This is a genomic window from Streptomyces phyllanthi (assembly GCF_009377205.1).
Lineage (GTDB): Bacteria > Actinomycetota > Actinomycetes > Streptomycetales > Streptomycetaceae > Streptomyces > Streptomyces phyllanthi.
Map to the genome: position 1 here is coordinate 1 of NZ_VJZE01000017.1, position 19,735 is coordinate 19,735.

The window sequence follows — 19,735 nt, forward strand, 5'->3', positions numbered from 1 at the left end:
GGGCTGGGGTGCTCAGCGGCGGGTGCTGGTGCGCGGCCCGCCGTACTCGGCGTCGCTGACGTGCTCCAGCCAGTCGACCTCGTCGGTCTCCCACAGCGCGATGTGCGTCATGAAGTGATCCGGGGCCGCGCCGTGCCAGTGCTCCTCACCGGCCGGGGTCCAGATCGTGTCGCCCGGGTGGGCTTCGAGGATCTCGCCGCCTCGCGACTGGATCAGGGCGATGCCCTCGACGATGTAGAGGGCCTGGCCCAGGCCGTGGGAGTGCCAGGCGGTACGGGCGCCGGGCGCGAAGCGCACCGCGTTCGCGCGGGCCCGCGAGGGCTCCTCGCCGCGGTAGATCACATCGGCCCAGGCGTCGCCGGTGAACCACTCGGCGGGCAGCTTCATCGTCGCGGGTTTCTTCAGCAGTTCCATGGGGTGGTGCTCCTTGTGCCAGGTATCGGGCCGCGTGGTCAGGCGGCGGGTCGCTCGTCGGCGATCTTCTTAAGCTGAGTGATCGCGGTCATCGCGTTCGGCCAGCCCGCGTAGAAGGCGAGGTGGGTGATCGCCTCGGACAGCTCCTCGACGCTCAGCCCGTTCTCCAGGGCCTTGCCCAGGTGGTAGGGCAGCTGCTCGGTGCGATAGAGCGCCGCCAGCACACTCACCGTGACCAGGCTGCGGTCCCGGGGCGACAGCTCAGGGCGCTCCCACACATCACCGAACAGCACGTCATCGGTGACCTGAACGAGCTTCGGCGCGATCGTGGCCAGCTCTCGGGGCGCGGATTGCTTCGCCATGGGACAACTCCTCACTTCACGAAAGGTTCACAAACCGGGTCACTCCAAATGCGCGGGGAAAGGCCCGTTCCGGCAGGTCCACACCTCGTCCTCCGAGGTGTCCACCGGGGCCGCAACCGCGACCACTACCGAGGAAACCGCGGATCACGCGCGCGTGGAAGGTACGGCCATTACAGGTACTGACAGGGCCCCCCACCCCTGCGCCGGGCGTCCTAGCCTGGCTGCGTGGACACCAAAAGCGACATCCGCGAATTCCTGGTCTCCCGCCGCGCGAAGATCACCCCGCGGCAGGCGGGCCTGCCCGCCTTCGGCGGCAACCGGCGTGTGCCCGGGCTGCGCCGCGAGGAAGTCGCCCTGCTCGCCGGCGTCAGCGTCGACTACTACGTCCGCCTGGAACGGGGAAACCTCGCGGGAGCCTCCGAGGAAGTGCTCGACTCCGTCGCGAACGCCCTCCAGCTCGACGACGCCGAACGCGCCCACCTCCACGACCTGGCCCGCGCCGTCGCCAAACGCCCCGCCCGCCGCGCCAAACGCGCCCGCGGCCCGCTGCCCGACAGCGTCCTGCGCGTCCTCAACTCCATGACGGACAGCCCCGCCTTCATCCGCAACGGCCGCCTCGACATCCTCGCCACCAACCCCCTCGGCCGCGCCCTGTATGCCCCCCTGTTCACCGGCGCCGCCCCACGCCCGGTCAACATCGCCCGCTTCCAGTTCCTGGACCCCAACGGACGCGACTTCTTCCCCGACTGGGACGCCTCGGTCAACACCACCGTCTCCCTGCTGCGCACCGAAGCCGGGCGCGCCACGCACGACAGCGAGCTGACCGGCCTGATCGGTGAACTGGTCACCCTCAGCGACGAGTTCCGCACCGCCTGGGCCAAACACAACGTCCGTCTGCACCACACCGGCCGCAAAGGCTTCCGTCACCCGGTCGTCGGCGAGATCACCCTCGACTTCGATGCCATGGAGCTGCCCGCACAGCCCGGCCTCACCCTCACCGCCTACAGCGCTGAGCAGTACACGCCCGCACACGATGCCTTGCGGCTGCTGGCTGCCTGGGCGGCAACGGAGGACGCCGGCAGCGAGGCTCGGCCGAGCCGCAGCCGGTGAATGTGCCCCGCTGCAGTCCCTGCGGGGAATGCGGGACTGGTCGCCTTGTGGGCGTCGCGGTCGGCTTGGACGCGCGGGACGGCGACGGTCTGGTCGGCGATCTGCTCCCAGTTCATCGGCCGCGGTTGGCGCTGTGGAGGCGGCCCGATGCCGGGCGAGAGCCCGGGCCTGCGCCCGTGGCCTCGCCCTGTGGGAGGGCAAGGGCGACGGCAGCACGGAAAGCGGTACACCAGCCCGCGGACCCACGAACTGCCGTGCGCCACCTCCTGATCCCGCCCCTACATCGCGGGGTCCGACGACGTCGTACCGTGGGTCTCCTCGCTGCCCGAGCACGGCACCGGATGGCCGGGACAGCCAGGGTTGGCCGGGCACCGCCAAGGCGCCGACCGGACCGAAGCCGTCTTCGCCCTCACCTCCGTGGCCACCCCGGTCGCCGCCCACCCCGGCACGCTACGGCTGCCCGGCCTCGACCCGAACACCAGTACCACCTGCGCCCGCTGCCCCGGGCGACCACACCCCCGGCATGGAACGCGGAACCCCCGCCTGGTGCACCACGGACGGCATCACCCTGCCCGGCAGCGTCCTGGAACACGTCGGCATCCAGATCCCCGACCTCCACCCCGAACAGCTCATCCTGCTCCACCTCACGAGCCGCCAAGCCTCCGCCAACGGCTCGAAGCCGACGTGCTCCATGAACCGGTCGGGGACGGCTCCGTGCCAGTGCTCCTCGCCTGGCGGGCAGGTGACCGTCTCGCCCGGGTGGGCCTGGACGGTCGTGCCGTCCCGGGTGCCGTCAGGGCGACGCCGGAGACGATGTGCGGGCCTGGCCCAGCACATGGGAGTGCCAGTTGGTGCGCGCGCCCGGCGAGAAGCGGACCAGGTCGACGCGCATCCGGGACGGCTCCTGGCCGCCCACGATGACGTCCCACCACACGTCACCGGTGAACCAGTCCGCCGGGGCCTTGCTGCTGGGCTGCTGCTTGACGACCTTCATGGCGTCTCACACATCGTTGCTTACGAGCGGGGTTCGGGGTGCCGGCCCGATGCCGGCGTCGTGGCCCGTCCTTATCGGGCGACGTAGCCGCCGTCGACGGGGAGGGCGACGCCGACGACGAAGCCGGCTCCGGGGCTGCACAGCCACAGGACGGCCTGAGCGATCTCCTCGGCGGTGCCGAGCCGGTTGATGGGCTGGTTGGCCTGGGCCTCGGCGAGGTCGAGCTCACCTTTGGCGATCATGTCGCTGACCATGGGGGTGTTGATGGTGCCGGGGCAGACGGCGTTGACGCGGATGCCGCGCGGGGCGTATTCGAGGGCGGCGCTGGTGGTCAGGCCGATCACTCCGTGCTTGGAGGCGTGGTAGGAGGCGCGGCCGGGAAGGCCGACCAGGCCGCCGAGCGAGGAGCAGTTGACGATGGCACCGCTGCCCTGGGCGCGCATGTGCCGCAGCTCGTGCTTCATGCAGGCCCACACGCCACGCAGGTTGATGGAGTTGACGCGGTCGAAGCGTTCGGCGGGTTCGTCGGCGGCGTCGCTGGGCGGGATCTGGATGCCGGCGTTGTTGTAGGCCATGTCGAGGCGGCCGAAGGTCTCCACGGTGCGGTCGACCGCGGCGGCGACCTGTTCCTCGTCGCTGACGTCGCAGCTGAGGGCGAGGACCCGGTGGCCCGCGGCGGTGAGGTCCTTCGCGGCCGCGTTCAGGGCGGCTTCGTCGATGTCGGTGAGGGCGACGGCGGCTCCGGATTCGGCGAAGGCGCGGGCCGTGGCCAGGCCCATGCCGGAGCCGGCCCCGGTGACGAAGGCGACCTGGCCGGTGAAGTCGTAGGTGGGGTTCATCTCGTGCTCTCCCGTCGTGGGTCGTTCTGAGGTCCGGTTCTCGTTCCCGGGTTTGTGGCGAGGTCTGCGCGCTTGCTCTGTGCGCCGGTTCGTGTCGGTGGTCGTGCGGCGGAGGACCCGCGGTCAGTGCGGGGGCGGCGTCGGCGCGGGCTCCTCGGGCGTTTGGCAGGGCCGTGCGCCGGGCCACGATCCGGCCCGTGCCGGTGGAATGGAGGCCGGCCAGGCGCGGCCGCCTTCTGACGGTTTGGCCGCCGTCGACGACCAGGGCGTGGCCGGTCGTGAAGGACGCGGCGTCCGAGCACAGCCAGAGCACGGCGGCGGCGATCTCCTCCGGTGTGCCGAGACGTCCGATCGGCTCGTCCGCGATGAGGGCCTCGCGGCCTCCGGGGTGCTCTGCGCGAAGCGTTCGATCATCGCGGTGTCGATGATGCCGGGGCAGACGGCGTTGATGCGGATGCCCGAGGCCGCGTAGTCGAGGGCGGCCGAACGGGTCAGGCCGATGACGCCGTGCTCGGCCGCGGTGTAGCCGCCGAGCCCTTGAAACCCTTGACGCCTGCGCCCGACGAGGCGTTGACGATGACGCCGGACCGCTGCTGTCGCATCAGGACGATCTCGTGCTTCATGCAGAGGAACGTGCCGGTGAGACTGACACCGAGGACGCGGTCCCATTCGTCCTTGGTGACGTCGACGGCGGGTTTCACCGCCTGCTCGATCCCGGCGTTGTTGAAGGCGGCATCGAGGCGGCCGCATGCCCGGACGGTGTCGTCCAGGGCGGACCTCACCGCGGCCTCGTCGGTGACGTCACAGGTCAGGGCCAGGACCTGTCCGCCCTCTTTCTTGATGAGCCGTGCGGTCTCCTTGAGCCCCTCTGACGACAGGTCGGCGAGTGCGACGTGGGCGCCCGCGCGGGCGAAGGCGAGGGCGGTGGCGCGGCCGATGCCGGATGCGGCCCCGGTCACGAACGCCACCTTGCCGGTGAAGGCATGGTCGTTGGCGCTCATGGTGGATCCTCCCGTTCGGTGCGGCGGAAACATGGCGTCGGCTCGTGGCGGATGCGACCGGACTCAGTGATGCGACGGTGTCTGCGCGGGTACGTCATCCAGCGCGTGGGCCGCGGCAGTGCGCTGAGCCATGATTGGGCTCCTGCCGGAGGTGCCGCGGACGGCGAGGGCGATGAGCGGGAGCAGGGTGAGTACGGCGATGACCGTGCCGACCAGGGGCGGACCGGTCAGCCCGAGGGAGGAGTCCTCATCAGGAACAGCACCAGGGCGGTGGCCAGCACCAGGGCGGTTGCCGCGGCGGCGGTGATGGTGGTGCCCATCGGTCGACGCCGACCCCGGGGACGGGGAGGCCGTCGGAGCGGGCGGAGTCGGCCACCTGGCTGCCGCAAGGGTCAGGAGGCGTCTTCGATGGTGACGCCGACTTCGTCGTTGTCGGCGAACGGCTCGGTGGCACTTTCGGGCATGTGGCCCAGGACGATCAGGTCGTTGCCGATGCTGGGTGAGCCGTCGCGGTAGTAGATGGCGAGGTTGCCCCAGGGCGCGTAGTAGGCGAGGTCACCGGTACGGGGACGGACTCCGCTCGGGGCACCGGAGGTGGACAGCGGACGCGGCAGGTCGGCGATCTTCTCGTTCTGATGGAAGTCGGTCAGGTTCAGGGTGAGGGGCAGCTGGGCGGCGAAGTCCCGGGCGGCAGCGCTGTCGTTGAGAGTGGCGTCGACCGGGGTGCCGTCGATGGTGATCCGGATGTTCATGGCGGTGGACCTGCCAGGGGACGTGGTGGGTGCGGGACTTGTCGTCGGTGTCCGCTCCGGCGTACTCGGGGACGAGGGCGTTGGCGGGGACGAGGACGTCGGCCGGGACGAGGACTGGGAGGGTGGCGAGTCTTCGGTGCAGGCGGTCACGGCAAGCAGCAGGGCCGCGGCTACGGCGCCACGGGCCGCCAGAGCGGGGAGGGCGGTCGGCATCACGGGGCGTCCAGGGTTCAGTCGGGCAGGGGCTCGGAGTAGTGGCGGAAGCCGTCACGCCCGGTGTGGATGTCGTGCGGGCGCCGGCCAGGCTGCTCACGATCGAGCCTCACACGCGAGGACGGGGGCGAGAAGCGGAGGAATCTATCCGGGGAGAGGAACATCCAGGGAGGGAATTCTCCCCCCTTCCCCAGGTGCGATCGATGTCATGCTGGGAAGCATGACCAGCAATGTCACCCTGAATGAACTGGGAGAATTCCTCAAGAAGCGCCGTTCGGAACTGAGCCCGCGCACGGTCGGGCTGCCGGAGACGGGCGGTCCCCGCCGGGTGGCCGGGCTGCGCCGTGAGGAGGTCGCCCAGCTCGCCTCGATCAGCACGGACTACTACACGCGTCTGGAGCAGGGCCGTATGCAGGCGTCGGCTCCCGTGCTGGACACCATCGCCCGCGTACTGCACCTGGACGACGACGAGCGGGGCTATCTGTTCCAGCTCGCGGGCAAGACCACCACCCGCACCCGCCGCCACGGCAGGCAGAAGGTCCAGCCCCAGCTGCAACGCGTGCTGGACGACCTCACCGCCACCCCGGCCATCGTGCAAGGCCGGCGCGGTGACATTCTGGCGTGGAACGCGCCGGCGGCCGCGCTCGTCACGGATTTCTCCCGTATTCCGGAGAGGCACCGAAACTACCCGCGGCTCATCTTCACCGATCCGGCGATGCGTAACCTTTACGCCGACTGGGAGGGCTCGGCGCGGATCGCCGTGGCGCAGGTGCGGATGGAGGCGGCGAAGTATCCCGAGGACCCGCGTCTGATCGAGCTCGTCGGTGAACTGTCCACGCGTGACAAGCAGTTCGCCCGGTGGTGGGGCGATCACAAGGTCGCCGCCCGTACCGTGGGCACGAAGACCCTCAACCATCCGGTCGTCGGCGAACTCGTCCTGGACTGGGACACCCTCACCGCCAACACCGATCCCGACCAGCACCTGACCGTCTGGACCGCCGCCCCCGGTTCTCCCACCCACGAGCGGCTGCGCATTCTCGCCTCCTGGGCCGCCGACCAGAACATGTCGCCCTCATCGTCCCTCCGCTGACCGGTGCCGCGCCCACACCGACGCTGACCCCGCCGGGCCGTACCGCACGCTCTGTCGGTCCGCGAGCGTGACCTGCTGCTCACGCGTGGGACGAGCCGAGCGCCGTGTCAGCCAAGGTCCTGGAGTCCGCACCCGGTCGGCTGGTCCGCGGCTGCTCGGGGCTCAGGCGGGGGAGTCTCGGAGCGGGTGGCGCGCATCAGCGCGAGCGCGGTCAGCGGTACGAGGGTGAGGGCGGCCGCCACGGTGCCGACCAGCGGGGGCCCGGCCTGGCTCAGTGGTGAGGTCAGGGCGATGCCCGCCGTCCAGGAGCCGATGGCGATGCCCACGTTGGGTGCCGCGCCGCTGAGGCCGGAGGCGAGGGTGGGCGCGGAACCGGCGAAGCGCAGGGCCAGTGCGCCGAGCGCCGGGTTCGCGGCGAAGCCGGTCATCCCCATGAGTGTCACCAGGACGACGGTCGCCACGGGGCTTGTGGAGAGAGAGGTCAGCAACAGCAGGACCAGCGTGGTCGTGGCGGCGGCCGTGATGAGCGTGACAAGGGGGCGACGGTCGCCCAGGCGCCCGCCGACCGTGGTGCCCAGCAGAGCTCCCAGGCCGTAGCCGGTCAGGACCATGGGCACGGCCTCGGCGAGGATGCCGGCCCGCTCGGTGAGCAGGGGCGAGATATAGGTGTACGTCGCCAGGACACCGCCCATCAGCAGCGTCATGGCACTCAGCGTCAGCCAGACCCGGACATCCCGCAGCGCGGCGAACTCGGCCCGGACGGAAGGCGCTTCGCGTCGCTCGTCGGCAGGGATGTACCGGCCGACGACCGCCGCCGCGCCGGCTGACAGCGCGGCCAGCACCCAGAACGGCCCGCGCCAGCCCGACAGCTGCCCCAGCCACGCGCCCAGAGGCACGCCGGCCACGGTGGCCACGGTCAGACCTCCCAGGAGCATGCCCAGGGCCCGTGACGTCGCTGCCGGCCCTGCCGCGGTCGTGGCCACGACCGCGCCGACGCACCAGAAGGTCCCTGTGGCCAGTGCGGTCACCACGCGGGCCGCGAGCACAAGAGCGAAGGACGAGCTGAGCGCGGCGACCAGGTGGCCGAGGGCGAAGACGACGAGCGCGAGGATCAGCGTGGAGCGCCGGGGCAGGTGCAGTGTCGCGATGGCCATCGTCGGTGCGCCGACGATCATGCCTGCCGCGAACGCCGTGATCAGCAGACCTGCCTGAGACAGGGAGACATTCAGATCACCGGCGATCTCGGGCAGCAGGCCCGCGATGACGAATTCGGTGGTGCCCATGAGAAACGTTCCGGCGGACAGCACGAGGACGACGAAAGGCAGATTGCGGGGTCGGTCGTCGGTCCGGGGTGACATTCGGTGGCATTCTCTTTTCAGGGCGACGTGCGACCCCTGCGGGGTGGGGACGCCGTAGAGCATCGCACCGCAGGGGCGTTCTGTGAGGGGGAGGAATTTCTCCCTGCTTCGTGGCGAAGCGGCGAGTGACCTTCCTTTTCGGCGGTTTCCGCTTTACGGCAAGGGACTCACTGTGGTGCCCGCAGCCGGACGGCCGTGCGCTGTACACGGTCACGGCGCAGGAGGAGTGCCGGTGTTCGTGCTCGCCCTGTATCAGGGCGCTGAGCGCGCGCATCCGGCCGACGGCGTCCTGCCGGCGAGTGGCCCGCCGGAGGGAATGGTGCCGGCGGTGCTCGCCGCGGTAGGGCTTCGGACACCCACATCCGTCCGTATTGCCCTTGATTGAGATTCTGTGGGTGTTTCGTTCACCCCCCGCTTTAGTGCCAGAGAACTTGGTGAATGGTTCCGTCGGTGGATTCCGGGACGGGCGCCCACCATCCTGGAAGAGCGGAAGGGAAACGGCCGGACAACACCGGCCGGGACTTTTCAAGCATTACTCACTCTGAATTCCGGGAGAAGTCATGAAGTCTGTCCGCGCGTTCGTGGTCACTGTTCTCTGCATGATGATGGTCGGCGCCGTTGCCGGGACTGCTGCCGCTGACACCGGCCGCGCCGACACCTCGGCGACGTCCTCCACCGTGCCCGGCGGCGACGACAGCGGTTGGGGTCTTCCCCGGGGATGACCTGCATGTGCGTACGGGGGAGCCGGCCCGTGGTGTGTTCCGGAGCCTGGCATCCACAGGGCCCGGAACGCAGGAATCATACAGAGAAAGGGCGCCCGGATCCGTGAGCAATAAACTACGGGAAGCTGTCCGCCAGATCAGCGACCGGGAAAGAGAAGTGCTGGGACACGTCGTGTGCGGGGACACCTACGGGGAGATCGCCCGGCGCATGAACGTCAGTCAGCACACCGTCGGAAAAAACGCGGCACCTGGACCTTCGCTAAGCGAACGCGCAGCTCGTGGCCCACAAAAGCGGCCGGTGCCGAGACCGTCGGAGGGGGGTCCCGAAGCAGTACCCTTCGCTGAGCTCCTGAAGGGCCATCGGGGCCGGTCCGGGCTGACCCAGCAACAGCTGGCAGACTTCGCCACGTTGAGCGTCCGAGCGATCCGGGACCTGGAAAGCGGCCGGGTGCGACGGCCCCGGCGGGAGAGTGTGGGGCTGCTTGCCGACGCGTTGCGGTTGGGCGATCCGGAGCGCCTGCAACTGCACGTCGCCGGGGGAAGCCCGGCGGACCAGCGGGTTTCGCTGTTCGAACTGCCCGCGCCGCCCGCTCCGCCCGGCGCGCTGGTGGGCCGGGAAGCGGAGCTGCAGGTCTTGCTCGATCAGGTGACCGTGCACGGTCACCGCCTGGTGAGCGTGGTCGGAATCAGCGGCATCGGCAAGACGCATCTGGTGCTTGAGGCGGCCCAGGTGCTGCGCGCCAAGGGCTGGCGGGTCGGGTGGCACGCCTCGGCCGGGGATCCCCATTGCTGCGGTGTGATCCCCGCGGCGGGCTCCGGTTCCGACGAGCCGCCGACGCGTGCCACCGACCTGACCGACGACCTCGCCGGGGCGATCGGCGAGAATCACGAGCTGCTGGTGATCGATGGCGACGACGCTCCGGGTCCCGGCCGGGTGGACGTCGGCGAACTGCTCCGGCGTTGTCCGGGTCTGCGCGTCGTGGTGACCGGTCTGGCGCCGCGATACCTGCCAGGCGAGCGCGTACTGCCGCTCACCGCGATGGCCGTGCCGGGGGAGGCGCGGGACTATGACTACGCCCGTTTGAGCGAGGTCGCGTCCGTGGCGTTGTTCCTGTCCCACATGCGCCGGTCACGGCCGGGGTTCCGGCTTCGGGAGGACAACGCGCACGCGGTGGTGCGGTTGTGCCGCTGGCTCGACGGCGTACCCAGGGCACTTGAGTACGCGGCGGGCTGGTGCCTGGTGTACCCGCCTGAACTCCTGCTGGCCCGAGCCGGTCATGACTCCTCTCTCCTCTCCTCGCCGGCGGGCTGCGGCTGCCAGGACCTGCTGCGTTCCCTGGTGCGCAGCGTCGACATCGTGGCCGAGCGCTACCGCCACGTGTTGGCTGAGGTGGCAGACCGTCCGCACTGGACTGTCGCGGACATCGATCACCTTGTCCCGGATCCGGCCGCCGCCTTGCACGCGCTGCTGGTCCACGGCCTTGTGCGGCCGGCGGGCGCCCACCTGCCGGAGCAGTTCACGGCGCTGCAGTTGGTGCGGCTCCTGTACGTGAAGGACCGAACCCTGACGGGGGCAAGCCAGGCCGGCTGAGACTGCCGCTGGTTCTGCCTACCGAGGCCCGGAACGGCCATTACGTTTACCCGTGTCTTGTGGCGATCAACGAAAGGGACTGGAATGGTCACCTGCCCGGAATGCGAGAACTCGGTGGTTCCCGCCGGAACACCGGTGATTGGCGAAATCGTGGAATGCGGTGAGTGTGCCAGCGAACTGGAGATCCTCACGCTGGATCCGATACGGGCCGCGCTCGCGCCGGAGATCGAAGAGGACTGGGGGGAGTGAGCCGCGCCGTGCGCTTCGCAGTACTCGCTTCTCGTGTGCGGGCCAGCGAGAAAAGCATCCTCGAAGCCTTCGATCGCAGAGGGATCGCCCATCGGCACATCGACAGCCGTGAGTGGTGGCACCAACTCGGTGACCGTGGCCCTCGCCCGATCGTGCTGAACAGGGAGATCGGGCTCGCCAGGGCGACGTACGCGGCGGGCGCGCTGGAGGCGGCGGGTGCGACGGTGGTCAACTCGGCGCGGGCGACCGAGCTGTGCGGGGACAAGTGGCGCACGTCCGCGGCGCTGGTCGAAGCCGGACTCCCGACGCCTCGAACGGCCCTCGGGCTGACCCCGGAAGCGGCGCTGACGGCATTGGAGACCATCGGCTATCCGGCTGTGGTGAAGCCTTTGCAGGGTTCGTGGGGACGGCTGGTCGCCGCGTTGCCGGACCGGCAGACCGCGGAAACCGTACTGGAGTACGTCGCCGCGTTGCCCTCACCGCAGGCGCGGATCGTCTACCTGCAGGAGTGGATAGCCAAACCGGGGCGGGACATCCGGGTCGTCGTGGTGGGCGGCGAAGCGCTGGCCGCGACCTACCGGCGCAGTGAGGACTGGCGGACCAACGTGGCGCGGGGTGCCGTGAGTGAACCGTGTCCCCTGACACCGGACATCGCGAAACTCGCGGTCCTGGCCGCGCAGGCCGTGGAGGCCGAGATCGCCGGTGTCGACCTGATCGAGGACGAGACGGGAGAGGTCCTTGTCCTGGAGGTCAACCACGGTGTCGAGTTCTCCGGTCTGCAGCGGGCTCTCGGCGACACGGTCTCCGTAGCCGACCGGATCGTCGACCACCTCCTGGCGAAGTCACGCTCATGCTCCGAGTAGCGATCGTCGGGGCATCCGGCTACATCGGCGGCGAGCTGCTTCGCCTGCTGTTCGGTCATCCGCGGGTCACGGTCGTGGCCGCCACGTCCGACCGCCTCGCCGGGCGCCGGGTCGACGGTCCCCATCCCAATCTGCGCGGCCACACGGACATGTGCTTCGTCGGCCACGACGCATTGGAGAGTGTCGATTTCGAGGTGCTCTTCCTGGCCGCTCCGCATCGGGAGACGATGGGGAAGATGGCCGGTTTCCTGAAGCTGGCCGAGACCGTCATCGATCTGTCCGGCGATTTCCGCCTACGCGATCCCGAAACCTATGCGTTCTATTACGGAGCCACGCACACCGCACCGCATCTGATTCCCGAATTCACCACCGGGCTGCCTGAATGGCATCGCGCCGAACTGGCCACAAGCGACCGGATCTCGATTCCCGGTTGCATGGCCACCGCCGGCATTCTCGCGGTCCGGCCGATGACCCAGGCAGGCTTGATCGAGGGCACGGTCCGGGTGGACGCCAGAACCGGTTCCAGCGGATCGGGGGTTTCCAGCGGACCCGCCGGCGCCCATGCCGAACGCAGCGGTGCCCTCAGGGTGTTCGCTCCCTCCCGGCATCGGCACGAGGCCGAGATCGCCCAGGCCACCGATCGCACCGTGCGGATGACCGCCACCGGCGTCGAGGCGGTCCGCGGCGTGCAGGTGTTGTGCCACGCGAAGCTGGCGTCCGGCGTGTCCGAAAGAGATGTCCGGTCCGCGTTCCGCGCGGCGTACAGGAACGAGCCGTTCGTCCGGGTCATCGCCCAGCGTCATGGCCTGTACCGGCTGCCGGAGCCGAAGATCCTGACCGGATCCAACTTCTGCGACGTCGGGTTCGCGGTGTCCGCGGATGACGGCACCGTGGTCCTGATCGGAGCGCTGGACAACCTGGTCAAGGGCGGCGCGGGCGGCGCGGTGCAATGCCTGAACGTCCGCTTCGGCTGGCCGGAACGCACAGGACTGGAATTCCCCGGATTGCATCCGAACTGACTTGAGGCTCATGAAGCGAATGCGGGACATACTTGTGGTCAAATGTGGCGGAAACGCCGCTGTGCGATCGGAGGCGATCTGCGCGGACGTCGCCGCCGTGCACCGCGGCGGCAGGCCGGTGATCCTTGCCCACGGCGGTTCGGCGGACATCGACAGGCTTGCCGAACGCCTCGGAGTTCCTTCCCGCCGGCTCGTCGCCCCGGACGGGGTGTCGACCCGGTACACCGACGAGCGAACGCTCGAAGTGGTGCAGCTGGCACTGGCCGGCTCCGTCAAACCCCGTCTGCTGGCCGCCCTGCGCGCATGCGGAGTGAGCGCGGTCGGGTTGACCGGCCTGGACGCCGGACTTCTCGTGGCCGCCCGCAAGTCGGCGCACCGCGCACTCGTCGGGGGACGTCGGGTCGTGGTCAGGGACGACCACAGTGGACGGATCACCGAAGTGAACGGCGAGTTGCTGTCCACGGTGCTCACGGCGGGGCTGCTGCCTGTGGTGTCGCCGCCGGCCGTGGCCCAGGACGGCCGCGTGGTCAACACGGACGCGGACCGCGCCGCTGCGGCCATCGCGGGCGCCGTCCGGGCGAGCACCCTTCTGCTGCTCACCGGGGCGAGGGGGGTGCTGGCCGACCGGCACGACGAACGGTCGGTGCTCCCCGTCTGCCGGGTTCCCCGCCAGGGAGCACCTCCGGTGGTCACCGGAGGAATGGGGATCAAGCTGATCGCGGCTCGGGAGGCACTGCTGGCCGGCGCGAACCGCGTCCTGATCGCGGACGGCCGTCGACCGCATCCGGTCCAGGAGGCCCTGGCGGGCTCGTGCACCGAAGTGCTGCTGGAGGAAGAGTGACAGGGTTTTCCGACACGACCGCGATCGAACTGCTCCACGGCATGCTGAAGATTCCCTCACCGTCCTACGCGGAGTCGGAGCTGGCCGGTCACGTGGTGGACGCCATGCGCGGAGCCGGTCTCACCGCGCGGATCGACGAGGCGGGCAACGCGGTCGGGGAGATCCGGCGTGGCCCGGGGCCGACGGTGATGCTGCTCGGGCACATGGACACCGTGCCGGGGGACATCCCGGTGCGGGTGGTCGGCGATCGCCTGTACGGCAGGGGTTCGGTCGACGCCAAGGGGCCGCTCGCCACGATGATCTGCGCGGCAGCCGGCAGTACCGGGTTCCGCGGCCGGATCGTGGTCGTGGGCGCGGTCGAGGAGGAGACCACGATGTCCCGGGGCGCGGTGGAGATCCGCCGTACGCACGAGCCACCGGACGCGCTGATCATCGGCGAGCCCAGTGGCTGCGACACGGTCGTCCTGGGGTACAAGGGAAAAATCGACCTCCGCTACCACGTGCGGTGCGAGGCGACCCACCCCAGCAACGTCGTGCCCAAGGCGTCCGAGCTGGCGACCCGGGCGTGGACAGAACTACTGGAACTGCTCGGCCCGGAGGCGAGCCATGCCCGATTCGACTGTCCTGGCCCGACCTTGACGTCGATCAACGGCGGACTGACCTCCGCCACCGCGGAGTTCAGCATCCGCACTCCCCCGGGCTTCGACGGCGAGAGTCTGGTGACCGCGTTGTCCGAGCGGTTGGACCGGGGCACGCTCCAGGCCGTCAACACGGTGCGTGCCTGCCGTGTCGGCCGCAACGATCCGGTGGTGCGGGCACTTTCGGTCGCGATCCGAGCGCAGGGCGGCAGCCCGAGGGCGAAGGTGAAGACCGGTACCTCCGACATGAACACACTGGCGGAGAAGTGGACGATGCCGATGGCCACCTACGGGCCAGGGGACAGCAGCCTCGATCATTCCGACCGGGAACACATCAAACTGTCCGAGTACCTGTTCGGCATCCGGGTGCTGACCCGTGCGCTGGCCGAACTGGATGAGCATCTCACCCGAGAGAGCCGATGACTGACGACCACGCGCGCAAGGCACGGGAACTCATCGTGCGGATGTGCGCCAATCCGGAAGGCGGCCACCTCGGCGGATCGATGTCCATGGTCGAGATCCTGGTGACGCTCTACCACCACGTGCTGCGGATCGACCCGCGGCGGCCGCAGGCGCCTGACCGGGACATCCTGCTGCTGAGCAAGGGACACGGCGCGATCGGACTGTACGCGGCCCTGGCGGAGCGAGGCTTCTTCCCCGAGGAGCTGCTGGCGAGCTACGGCGCTCCGGACAGCATGTTCACCGCACACCCGAATCCGGCCGTCCCCGGGGTCGAGATGCCGACCGGGTCACTCGGGCACGGACTGCCGCTCGGCGTCGGCTTCGCGCTCGCCGCACGGCTGGACGGGAGCGACCGGCGTTGCTTCGTCGTGCTCGGCGACGGTGAACTGCAGGAGGGCTCGGTCTGGGAGGCCGCCATGGCTGCCGGTGCCCAGCGACTGGACCGGCTGGTGGCGATCGTGGACCGCAACGGGCTGCAGATCAGCGGTGACACGGAGGAGACCGTGGGCCTGGAGCCGCTCGGGGACCGTTGGCGCGCTTTCGGGTGGACGGTACTCGAGGTCGACGGGCACGAGACGAGCCAGTTGCGGACGGCCCTGTCGCGTATCCCGCACACCCCGGGCAAGCCGACCGTGCTGCTGGCCCGCACGGTCAAAGGCAAAGGATTGCCCTACATCGAGGGTCAGGCCCGCAGCCACTACGTCCGACTCACCGAGCGCGGGTACCGGCGTGCTCGTGCGGCGGTGATACGCGGCGCACAACCCCGAACGGAGACGACATGTCCGTCGTGACAGCCGAACCCACCGTGTCGCACGAGGACCGCGCGGCCCGGGAGGTATACCGGGACGTCCTGGTCGAGTTGGTCGGCGAGGACGCACGCTACGTGTGCCTGGACAGCGACACCGGTCTGTTCTCCGCCACCTCGTGGGGTGAGGCCGCGCGGCGGTATCTCAACCTCGGTATCGCGGAACAGAACCTGATGGGTGTGGCGGCGGGACTGGCCAGGTCCGGCCGGATTCCCTTCGTCAACACCATGGCGACCTTCGCCGCCACCCGTGCGCTGGAAGCGGTGAAGCTCGACATCGCCTGGAACCACCTGCCGGTGCGGATCGTCGCCACCCACGGTGGGCTCTCCGCCGGCCATCTCGGTTCCACCCACCATTCGCTGGAAGACCTCGCGATCATGCGGATGCTGCCGAACATGACGGTGCTGGTACCCGCGGACGCCTCCGCCACCGAGAGCCTGGTCCGAGCCTGCGCGGAGCTGCCGGGACCGGTGTATCTGCGCCTGGGGCGCGGCGCGACGCCGGGCCTGGCGCCGCGATCGGAGCCGGTGCGGATCGGGGTCGCGCAGTCCTTGCGCCGGGGAACCGACGTGACGCTGATCGCCACCGGACCGCATCCCGTGCTCACCGCGGTCGAGACCGCCGACGAACTGGCCAGTGCCGGAATCGACGTGGCCGTGCTCAACATGCACACGATCAAACCGCTCGATCAGGAGGCGATCGTCGCGGCTGCCACCCGCACGCGCGGCATCGTCACCATCGAAGAACACTGGGCGGCCGGGGGCCTCGGTTCCGCCGTGGCCGAGGTCGTGGCCGACCTGGGTGTCGCCTGTCCGGTACGGCGGGTGGCGGTTGCCGACCGGTTCGCCGCCGGTACCGGGGGACACCGGCATCTGCTGGCGCGCAACGGGATTTCCGGCGCGACGGTGGCTGAGCACGTGCGACGGCTGCTGGCGTGAACCCGCTGCCGTCGAAGTGGCCACGGACAGCCCGGATCGCCCCTCACGCCACCCCGTGGTCCGGAACTCGGATGCGGTCATCGATCAGAGAACGCCGTGGCCCATTCGGCGTCGGCGATCTCCGAGGCGCGTTCCCAGTGCGGCCGGTAGGCCGTCGTCGTGGCGACGGCGGCCAGCGCGTCGCGGTGCTGCCAGACCTTCTCGAACGCGTCGGCGTAGCGGGCGAGCAACGGTCCTGATTCCGGATGAAGGTGCGCTTTCTGAAGGGTGAAGGAATCGTCGAGGACCCGCAGGGTGGCCGGGAAGTCCTCGGCGCGGTAGGGGCGGGCCGCGACGCCGGGCAACGCCCACGGGTAGGCGCCGAACCCGCGCTGTTCGGTGAAGACCCGTTGCGCGGGCAACGGCTGTAGCTGGTAGGGCGCGGCGGGCACCCCTTCGGCACGCAAGGCCCGCTGTACGACAGCGCGCAGCGGGCCCGCGAACTCGTCGGCCAGTCCGAAGTCGGCGGGCTTCACCCGGAAGCGCAGGATGTGCCAGGCATGGGTGCGGTCCTGTGGGACTTCGGGCACCAGGAAGCCGGGGTACGCGGCCAGCCGTCCCAGCAGCCGGCGGACGTTTTCCTCGCGGACGGCCGCTTCGGCGGGGAACCGTGTGAGACGGCTACGGGTGAAGGCTGCCTGCATCGCGTTCGGTTTGCAGTTCCAGCCCAGCAGATGCGCGACGTAGCTGCGTTCGCCGTTCGCCGGAATGAGTTCACCGAACTGCCGCAGCATGGTCGCCCTCGTCGCCACGTCCGCGTCATCGGTCGTGATCAGGCCGCCCTCACCGCACGTGGCGAGATTCTTGCTGACGTTGAGACTGAACGTGTTCACAGCACCGATCGAGCCCACGGCCCGGCCCTGGTACCGGGCGCCGTGCGCCTGTGCGGCGTCCTCGACCACGGCGACCCCGTGCCGGGCGGCGATCGCGGTGATCCGGTCCAGATCGGCGGGCAGACCGTGCAGGTGGACCACGACGATCGCCTTGGTCCGGCTGGTGATCGCGACTTCGAGCGCCGCGGGGTCCAGATTGAACGTGGCGGGGTCGATGTCCACGAAAACCGGTACGGCCATGAGGTGGAGCGGAGCGGTGGCACTGCCGATGAAGCTCAGGGCGGGCACGATGACCTCGTCACCAGGCCCCACACCCACGGCGCTCAGCGCGACCGACAGCGCCGCGGTTCCGTTGCTCACCGCCACACAGTGCTCCGTGCCGACGTGCTGCGCCCACTCCCGCTCCAGCTCCGCGATCTCCTGCTCTCCTGACGAGGCGGAGGTGAACCGGCCGGACCTCAGTACCCGGTGGACCGCCTGCTCGTCCTGCTCGGTCACCATCGGCCAGGGCTTGATCCGGAGTTCCCTGGGTACGGCCCGGCCACCGCCGAACATCGCAAGGTCGACCGCCGGCTGGACCGGTTGCTGGATTGTCACCGCTGAGCCTCTTCTCGATGTGATTCCGTCCGAACGTCGCGCCTGTCAGTGTTGACCTGCGCCGTCGCGTCCGGCGGCAATCTCACCGGCACTTCACATGCGTTCCTTCGTGGTTCTGCTTCGAATTGCCGCTTTGACTGCCGCTTACGGCGACCGGCCCTCGATAACTTCGTTCCTGATTCCAGACCGGACTCGGAATGAGGGAATACGTGACCAGCCCTTTCGATGAACCGAATTCGAGTGTGGCCGGGCGAGTTCCGGTCACACGGCGCCAGCGTGTCCTGTGTGAACTGGTCGCCGACTTGCTCAGGGTGAGCGATGTCGGGATCGATGACAGTTTCGTGGCGCTCGGCGGAGACAGCATCATCGCGATGCAACTCGTCAGCCAGGCGCGGAAAGCCGGTCTGCGGATCACCGTCGGCGATGTGCTGACGCACCGGGACATGGAAGCACTGGCGGAGGCGGCCACCACGGTGGAGCAGGAGCCGAGGTCCGTCGCGGACAGCGGGGTGGGGCCGGTCGTCACCACTCCCATCATGCACTGGTTCCGGGAACGCGGTGGTGTGGTAGACACCTACAACCAGTTCGCGGTCCTGCGTACGCCCTCGGGGCTGACAGAAGCCCGCCTGGTCTCGATGTCGCAGGCTTTGCTCGACCACCACGACATCCTGCGCCTGCGGCTGTCCGTGCTCGACGGCGAGGAGGACTGGGTGCTCGAAACCCTGCCGGTGGGCGCGGTCGACGCGGCCTCGGCCGTCCGGCGGATCGATGTTGCGGGGCGCCCCGAGGATGACTGGGCCGCGCTGGTCCGACAGGAGTCGGACGTGGCGCGCGACAGGCTTCGCCCGCGGGAGGGCAACGTCTTTCAGGCCGTGTGGTTCGACGCCGGGCCGGATCGCCAGGGCAAGCTCGCGTTGGTCGTCCATCACCTGGCCATCGACTCGATTTCCTGGCGCATCCTGGCTTCCGACCTCGCGACGGCCTGGCGGGGGGCCGAAGAAGACGGCGCGATCGCTCTCGATCCGGTGCCGACCTCGTTCCGCCGCTGGTCCGAAGTGCTCGGCGAGCAAGCGCACGCGCAGGCCAGTGTCGCGGAACTCCCCGGCTGGCTCGAACGGTTGCGTCCCGGCGCCGCCCGGTTCGGTGACCGGCCGAGGGTGCCCGGTCATGACTGGGAAGGCCGGGACCGGTGCTTCACCGAGTCCCTGCCGGCCGAGTTCACGGAGGTGTTGCTGACCACGGTGCCGTCGTTGTTCAACGCCGGCATCAACGACGTTCTCCTCGCCGGTCTCGCGCTGGCGATGGGCGACTGGCACCGCGGACGCGGCACGGCGGGCGACGGCACCGCACTGCTGCATCTGGAAGGCCACGGCAGGGAAGGCGCGCTCGCGGACCTGGACCTCTCCCGGACCGTGGGCTGGTTCACCAGCCTGTTCCCGATCAGGCTTGACCTGGGGGAGCTGGACTGGGCGGATGTGCACGCCGCCGGGCCGGCGGTGGGGAGCGCGGTGAAGCGGATCAAGGAGCAAGTGCGCGGCATCCCCGACAAGGGGGTCCGGTACAGCCTCCTCCGCTACCTGAACCCGGAAACCGGCGCGCTGCTGGAGAAGGCCGCCCAGCCGGAGTTCGTCTTCAACTACCTGGGCCGTTTCGAGGTCGCGGACGACGCCGACTGGTCGGTCGTACCGGAATACGGGACCGGCCTGGACGATGTGGGACCCGGTATGCCCATGGCCCACAGCATCGAGGTCAACGTGGCCACGGTGGACCAGGCGGACGGTCCGGTGCTGCGTGCCACCTGGACCTGGGCCGACAGCGTCGTGTCCGAAGCGGACACACGCGAGCTGGCGGACACGTGGTTCCGGATGCTCCGGGCCCTGGTCGCGCACGCCCGCGAACCCGGAGCGGGCGGACTCACCCCGTCCGACCTGACCCTGAGTTCGCTCAGCCAGCACGAACTCGAAGAAATCGAATCCGATCTGCGGGCTTTCTGAGGAAGTTGAC

At 69.6% G+C, this 19,735-nt stretch carries 19 protein-coding genes and 2 pseudogenes; 13 read left to right on the forward strand and 8 right to left on the reverse strand.

The genetic code is table 11. The features are described 5' to 3' along the window. Positions 1 to 12: 12 nt before the first annotated feature. Together FNH04_RS04860 and FNH04_RS04865 are read right to left on the reverse strand one after the other, a co-directional pair. The gene (locus FNH04_RS04860; RefSeq protein WP_152780657.1) at positions 13 to 414 is read right to left on the reverse strand and encodes a (R)-mandelonitrile lyase; all 402 of its coding nucleotides are present in this window, start codon (positions 412 to 414) and stop codon (positions 13 to 15) included. Positions 415 to 452: 38 nt separating this feature from the next. Then, complete coding sequence (locus FNH04_RS04865; protein ID WP_152780659.1) at positions 453 to 776, reverse strand: carboxymuconolactone decarboxylase family protein; 324 nt, start codon at positions 774 to 776, stop codon at positions 453 to 455. A gap of 225 nt (positions 777 to 1,001) precedes the next feature. Between FNH04_RS04865 and FNH04_RS04870 the strand changes: the two genes are divergently transcribed. Next, positions 1,002 to 1,886 (forward strand): helix-turn-helix transcriptional regulator, encoded by an 885-nt coding sequence (locus FNH04_RS04870; RefSeq protein ID WP_322722593.1) that lies wholly within the window; start codon positions 1,002 to 1,004, stop codon positions 1,884 to 1,886. 681 nt (positions 1,887 to 2,567) lie between these two features. On the opposite strand, the pseudogene FNH04_RS04875 reads toward FNH04_RS04870, so the two are convergent. From FNH04_RS04875 to FNH04_RS04895, 4 genes and pseudogenes are all read right to left on the reverse strand, one after another. Then, positions 2,568 to 2,880 (reverse strand): annotated as a pseudogene (locus FNH04_RS04875) (cupin domain-containing protein); the annotation flags it as partial. Between the two features lie 71 nt (positions 2,881 to 2,951). Continuing rightward, positions 2,952 to 3,719, reverse strand: coding sequence for an SDR family NAD(P)-dependent oxidoreductase (locus FNH04_RS04880; protein WP_152780661.1), 768 nt, complete (start codon positions 3,717 to 3,719; stop codon positions 2,952 to 2,954). Positions 3,720 to 3,957: 238 nt separating this feature from the next. Then, a pseudogene (locus FNH04_RS04885) lies at positions 3,958 to 4,720 on the reverse strand (glucose 1-dehydrogenase); the annotation flags it as partial. A gap of 392 nt (positions 4,721 to 5,112) precedes the next feature. Continuing rightward, entirely contained in the window at positions 5,113 to 5,472 is a 360-nt protein-coding gene (locus FNH04_RS04895; protein ID WP_152780663.1) for a cyclophilin-like fold protein, read from the reverse strand. Between the two features lie 421 nt (positions 5,473 to 5,893). Here FNH04_RS04895 and FNH04_RS04900 point away from each other — a divergent pair, with 421 nt between their 5' ends. Then, positions 5,894 to 6,775 carry a helix-turn-helix domain-containing protein gene (locus FNH04_RS04900; RefSeq protein ID WP_152780665.1) on the forward strand — a complete coding sequence of 294 codons (882 nt, stop codon included), beginning with the start codon at positions 5,894 to 5,896 and terminating at the stop codon, positions 6,773 to 6,775. Between the two features lie 107 nt (positions 6,776 to 6,882). Here the strand turns inward: FNH04_RS04900 and FNH04_RS04905 are convergent, their stop codons facing one another. Further along, complete coding sequence (locus FNH04_RS04905; RefSeq protein ID WP_228031142.1) at positions 6,883 to 8,133, reverse strand: MFS transporter; 1,251 nt, start codon at positions 8,131 to 8,133, stop codon at positions 6,883 to 6,885. A 232-nt stretch (positions 8,134 to 8,365) separates the two neighbouring features. Between FNH04_RS04905 and FNH04_RS46385 the strand changes: the two genes are divergently transcribed. The 10 genes from FNH04_RS46385 (at position 8,366) to FNH04_RS04945 (ending at position 16,262) form a co-directional block, all read left to right on the forward strand. Beyond that, entirely contained in the window at positions 8,366 to 8,518 is a 153-nt protein-coding gene (locus tag FNH04_RS46385) for a hypothetical protein (RefSeq protein WP_194236558.1), read from the forward strand. Positions 8,519 to 8,693: 175 nt separating this feature from the next. Then, the gene (locus FNH04_RS46390) at positions 8,694 to 8,855 is read left to right on the forward strand and encodes a hypothetical protein (RefSeq protein WP_194236559.1); all 162 of its coding nucleotides are present in this window, start codon (positions 8,694 to 8,696) and stop codon (positions 8,853 to 8,855) included. Positions 8,856 to 9,063: 208 nt separating this feature from the next. Continuing rightward, the gene (locus tag FNH04_RS04910) at positions 9,064 to 10,446 is read left to right on the forward strand and encodes a helix-turn-helix domain-containing protein (RefSeq protein ID WP_228031144.1); all 1,383 of its coding nucleotides are present in this window, start codon (positions 9,064 to 9,066) and stop codon (positions 10,444 to 10,446) included. A gap of 84 nt (positions 10,447 to 10,530) precedes the next feature. After that, complete coding sequence (locus FNH04_RS04915; protein WP_073720752.1) at positions 10,531 to 10,695, forward strand: lysine biosynthesis protein LysW; 165 nt, start codon at positions 10,531 to 10,533, stop codon at positions 10,693 to 10,695. Further along, on the forward strand, positions 10,692 to 11,558 hold the full coding sequence (locus FNH04_RS04920) for a RimK family alpha-L-glutamate ligase (RefSeq protein WP_322722594.1): 867 nt from the start codon (positions 10,692 to 10,694) through the stop codon (positions 11,556 to 11,558). The genes FNH04_RS04915 and FNH04_RS04920 overlap by 4 nt, the downstream gene beginning before the upstream one ends. Beyond that, entirely contained in the window at positions 11,546 to 12,577 is a 1,032-nt protein-coding gene (gene argC, locus FNH04_RS04925; RefSeq protein ID WP_152780667.1) for an N-acetyl-gamma-glutamyl-phosphate reductase, read from the forward strand. Before FNH04_RS04920 ends, argC begins: the two co-directional genes overlap by 13 nt. A gap of 19 nt (positions 12,578 to 12,596) precedes the next feature. Further along, positions 12,597 to 13,418, forward strand: a complete 822-nt coding sequence (locus FNH04_RS04930) for a [LysW]-aminoadipate kinase (RefSeq protein WP_152780669.1) — start codon at positions 12,597 to 12,599, stop codon at positions 13,416 to 13,418. Beyond that, positions 13,415 to 14,479, forward strand: coding sequence for a M20/M25/M40 family metallo-hydrolase (locus FNH04_RS04935; RefSeq protein WP_322722595.1), 1,065 nt, complete (start codon positions 13,415 to 13,417; stop codon positions 14,477 to 14,479). Before FNH04_RS04930 ends, FNH04_RS04935 begins: the two co-directional genes overlap by 4 nt. Further along, positions 14,476 to 15,309 (forward strand): transketolase, encoded by an 834-nt coding sequence (locus FNH04_RS04940; protein ID WP_152780672.1) that lies wholly within the window; start codon positions 14,476 to 14,478, stop codon positions 15,307 to 15,309. The genes FNH04_RS04935 and FNH04_RS04940 overlap by 4 nt, the downstream gene beginning before the upstream one ends. Next, positions 15,297 to 16,262, forward strand: coding sequence for a transketolase family protein (locus FNH04_RS04945; protein WP_152780674.1), 966 nt, complete (start codon positions 15,297 to 15,299; stop codon positions 16,260 to 16,262). The genes FNH04_RS04940 and FNH04_RS04945 overlap by 13 nt, the downstream gene beginning before the upstream one ends. A 77-nt stretch (positions 16,263 to 16,339) precedes the next feature. Here the strand turns inward: FNH04_RS04945 and FNH04_RS04950 are convergent, their stop codons facing one another. Beyond that, a complete protein-coding gene (locus FNH04_RS04950; protein WP_322722596.1) occupies positions 16,340 to 17,731 on the reverse strand; it encodes a DegT/DnrJ/EryC1/StrS family aminotransferase in 1,392 nt (463 codons plus the stop codon). A 197-nt stretch (positions 17,732 to 17,928) separates the two neighbouring features. Between FNH04_RS04950 and FNH04_RS04955 the strand changes: the two genes are divergently transcribed. After that, a complete protein-coding gene (locus tag FNH04_RS04955; protein WP_152780676.1) occupies positions 17,929 to 19,725 on the forward strand; it encodes a condensation domain-containing protein in 1,797 nt (598 codons plus the stop codon). Positions 19,726 to 19,735: the final 10 nt, after the last annotated feature.